The sequence below is a fragment of the Eggerthella sp. genome (genome assembly GCF_048329335.1).
Taxonomy (GTDB): Bacteria; Actinomycetota; Coriobacteriia; order Coriobacteriales; family Eggerthellaceae; genus Eggerthella; species Eggerthella lenta.
Genome location: NZ_DBFEGU010000231.1, coordinates 1 through 4,145, shown reverse-complemented (window position 1 = coordinate 4,145; position 4,145 = coordinate 1). Strand labels below are relative to the sequence as shown.

The 4,145-nt window shown below is 66.0% G+C and carries 2 protein-coding genes and 1 pseudogene; 2 read left to right on the top strand and 1 reads right to left on the bottom strand.

From position 1 onward, the window contains the following. Both ACMO6A_RS07655 and secD read left to right on the top strand, forming a co-directional pair. A partial coding sequence (locus tag ACMO6A_RS07655; RefSeq protein ID WP_418471026.1) for a tRNA-guanine transglycosylase occupies positions 1–583 on the top strand: 583 nt, incomplete at its 5' end. Positions 584–754: 171 nt separating this feature from the next. Beyond that, positions 755–3,451, top strand: coding sequence for a protein translocase subunit SecD (gene secD, locus ACMO6A_RS07650; protein WP_418471025.1), 2,697 nt, complete (start codon positions 755–757; stop codon positions 3,449–3,451). Between the two features lie 47 nt (positions 3,452–3,498). Here the strand turns inward: secD and ACMO6A_RS07645 are convergent. After that, positions 3,499–4,145: pseudogene (locus ACMO6A_RS07645) on the bottom strand (hypothetical protein); the annotation flags it as partial.

Here is a 4,145-nt window from a genome sequence, read left to right as displayed (position 1 = left end):
GGGCGGCATGGAACTCGACCTGCGCCTCGAGTCCATCCGCCGTCTGCGCGAGATCGAGGACGAAAGTTTGAGCAACGGCGGGCGTCGCTTCGGCGGCTTCGGCATCGGCGGCTACTCGGTGGGCGAGGACCACGAGGTGATGTTCCAGACGCTGGGCGAGGTTGCCCGCGCGTGCCCCGAGGATCGCCCGCGCTACCTGATGGGCGTGGGCAACCCCACCACGCTGGTGCGCGCGGTGCGCGAGGGCGTGGACATGTTCGACTGCGTGCTGCCCACCCGCACGGCCCGCATGGGCACGGCGTTCTCGTCGACCGGTCGCATGAACATGCGCAACGCGAGGTTCACGCGCGACTTCGGCCCGCTGGACCCCGCATGCACCTGCCCGACGTGCCAGAACCATAGCCGCGCCTACATCCGCCACCTCGTGAAGCAGAACGAGATGCTGGGCGGCATCCTGTTGTCCATCCACAACCTGCACTACCTCATCGACCTCATGCGCCGCGCCCGCGAGGCCGTGCTGGCCGACGCGTACGAGGAGTTCTACGAGCAGTGGATGGCAAGCTCCGCGGCGAAGGACTACTAAGGGACGAGATCGGGGAAGGGCACCGGGCTTTTCCCTGATCTTTTCAACACCCTTCCTTTCCCGTTCTCCTCGGTTGTGGCACAATAGGACAGTTAATGCGCAGAAGCCCTCGGCTTCGCGCGTCCAAGCATGCACGACAAGCGTACATAAGCGTACAAGGGAGAACGTCACATGGCGGCAACGCAGAAGACGACGAAGAAGAAACCCGCGCGGTCCACCGACCGGCGCAACATCTGGCTGCTCATCATCACGACCCTGCTGGTGTTGGGATCGGTCTTCATGTTCATGCCGCCGCAAGAGAAGATCAACCAGGGCCTCGACATCCAGGGCGGCCTGTCGGTGGTGCTCACGGCGAAGTCGACGGACGGCGCCGACGTGACCAACGACGACATGGAGAAGTCGCGCGCCATCATCGAGAGCCGCGTCAACGCGCTGGGCGCCTCGGAGGCCGTGGTGCAGGTGCAGGGCACCGACCAGATCCTCGTGCAGATCCCCGGCCTCACGAACACCGAGGACGCGCTGAACACCATCGGCAAAACCGGCAAGCTCGAGTTCGCGCGCCTCGACTCGTTCACCGACGAGGACGCGAAGACCAAGATCGAGAACGGCCAGTACGGCAACGAGGGCACGGTTTCCGACGACCTGGGCGTGCTGACGCTGCCCACGGGCGAGACGCAGCACCTCAAGGTGGAGGACGGCATGTACACGCCCATCGTTACCGGCGCGGACATCACGAAGGTGGACATCGGCAAGCCCTCCGAGACGTCCACCGACTACGCCGTGAACATCACGCTCGACGCGGAAGGCGCCAAGGCGTTCGCGGACGCCACGAAGGAGCTTGCGCCCACGAAGGGCAAGATCGTCATCATCCTGGACAACGAGGTGCAGTCTGCTCCCGCCGTCCAGTCCGAGATCCCCGACGGCAACGTGCAGATCACGGGCGGGTACTCGCTCGACGAGGCCAAGGCGATGCAGACCGTGCTGGAAAGCGGTTCGCTGCCCGTCAGCTTCGAATACGCCCAGAGCCAGACCGTGGGCCCGACGCTCGGCCAAGATGCGCTGGCGTCCGGCGTGCTGGTGGCGCTCATCGGCCTTGCGGTGGTCATGCTGTACCTGCTGTTCTTCTACCGCGGCCTGGGCCTCATCACCGCGGCGGCGATGATCGTGTTCGCGGTGCTGTACCTGGGCATCCTGGCCACGTTGTCGTCGTTCGGCCTGTTCAGCCTTTCGCTCGCGGGCATCGCGGGCATCGTGCTGACCATCGGCATGGCGGCCGACTCGTCCATTCTCACTATGGAACGCTTCCGCGAGGAGATCCGCATGGGCCGCAGCGTGCGCGCCGCGTCCGTGACTGGCGTGAGGCACGCCATCGTGACCTCCATCGATGCCGACCTCGTCACGCTCGTGTCGGCGCTGTCGCTGTTCTTCCTGGCCAGCGCGTCGGTCAAGGGCTTCGGCCTGACGCTGGCGTTGGGCATCGCGTGCGACATCGCCATGATGCTGCTGTTCAAGGCGCCGCTCATCCGTCTGCTGGCGCCGAAGGTCATTGCTCGCCATCCGGGCTTCTGGGGCATCAAGGACAGCCTGGCCGCATCGGAGGACTACGCGGCGCTCGCCGCCGCCGAGGGAACGAGCACGGCTGCGGCCGAAGCGGGCGAGGCCATCAACGCCGCCGAATCCGAAGAGGCCGCCCAGCGCGCCGAGGGCGCCGCGGGCGAGGCCGCTGCGCGTGCCGCGCGCAAGCCGCAGGGCAAGTTCATCAAGCACGACATCAACTTCTTGGGCCACCGCCGCGTGTTCTTGGGCGTGGCCGCGGTGCTGGTGTGCGTGTCGCTGGCCATCGTGGGCGTGAAGGGGCTGAACTTCGGCATCGAGTTCGTAGGCGGCACGTCGGTGTCGTTCCATAACACGGGCGACGTGAGCACCGAGCAGATGCGCACCGCGTTCGACGACGCCGGCGAGCCCGACGCCGTGGTGCAGACGACCACCGCAGACGGCGACCAGGGCTTCCTCGTGCGCACCACCACCACGAGCGCCGAAGAGGCCACGCAGCGCGCGAACCAGGTGGCGGACAAGCTGGGGCTGTCCACCGACAGCTTCGAGGTGACCACCATCGGACCCGACTGGGGCGCCAGCGTCATCCAGTCGTCGCTCATCGCGTTCCTCGTGTCCATCGTGCTCATCATCATCTACATCGCCATCCGCTTCGAGTACAAGATGGGCGTCACCGCCATCGTGGCGCTGCTGCACGACCTGGTGCTGGTCATGGGCGTGTACGCGCTGGTGGGCCGCGAGGTGAACCCGAACACCATCGCCGCGCTGCTCACCATCCTGGGGTACTCGCTGTACGACACGGTGGTCGTGTTCCACCGCATCAACGACAACATGCAGTCCGACGACATCAAGTGCACGTTCATGACGATGGCGAACCACTCCATCAACCAGGTGCTGGTGCGCACCGTCAACACGACGCTCACCTCGCTGATCCCCGTGCTGGCCATGCTGCTGTTCGGCGGCGAGACGCTGAAGGACTTCGCGTTCGCCATGGTGATCGGCCTGGTGTGCGGTTCGTACTCGTCCATCGCGGTGGCATCGCCCCTGTACGCGATGTGGAAGACGCGCGAGCCCCGCTACCAGAAGCTGGTGAAGAAGTTCGGGCCCGAGGTCGGCCGCTTCGAGTTCGGCAACCCGAACGCGATGGCGGCGGCGCTTTCCGGCAAGAAGGCCGTGAAGGCCACGGCCGCGGCTGCGTCCGCCGCGCCGGCGCCCGAGAAGCCCCAGGCCGAAGAGCCGCACGGCGTCACCGCCGCGAAGGCCGCGCCGAAGCCCCCGAAGGCCAAGCGCAAGAAGCGCCCCGAAAAGAAGTAGCGCCGAGCGGTCCCGGATATCCGGGACCGTTTTTTTGCCCGATCGGTCTAGTTCGAAACGGAGATGCGGCGTGCTTTCGTCCAGCTTGCTTTCAGGTCGTGCTCGGTGACGAGCGAGCGGAGGAGCTGTTCCCGTTCGCGAGGATTCCATCCTCGTTCGTCCCTGATGCGCACGTTCAGCATGGCTCCAACCTGATGAGCGATGCGGCTGAGCTTCCCGGCATCCATGACCTGCTCGCGCGTGGCGGTGATCGTCGTGATGCCCAAGGCGGTCAGATCGTTGCGCCGTTGGGCGTCTTCGGCGATGCGGGCGGATCCGGTGTGCTCCAAATCGCTGTCGTACTCGATGGCCACATTCGCCTCGGGCCAGAACAAGTCGCACAGGTAGTAGCGCTTGTCCGATGTGCCCCGACTGCCGCGTCGAGCTTCGATGCGGTAGTTCATGCGCGGAAGCGGAAGCCCGTAGCCTCCGAGGCGAAGGGGGAGGCAAAGAACGATGGCGAGGGCCGTTTCCATGGGCGAGCCGGAAGCGACCGCGATGTACCGAAGCGCTTTGCTGGCGACCGAGCAGCCGGCCATTCCCTCGCATCGGCGCAGGTAGGCTTCGAGCGCTCGGACGGTGGTGGGCGGCAGGACGCGCTCGTAGCCTGCTCGACCGTCGGGTTGCAGCGTGTAGAGCGCGCACAGCTCGTGAC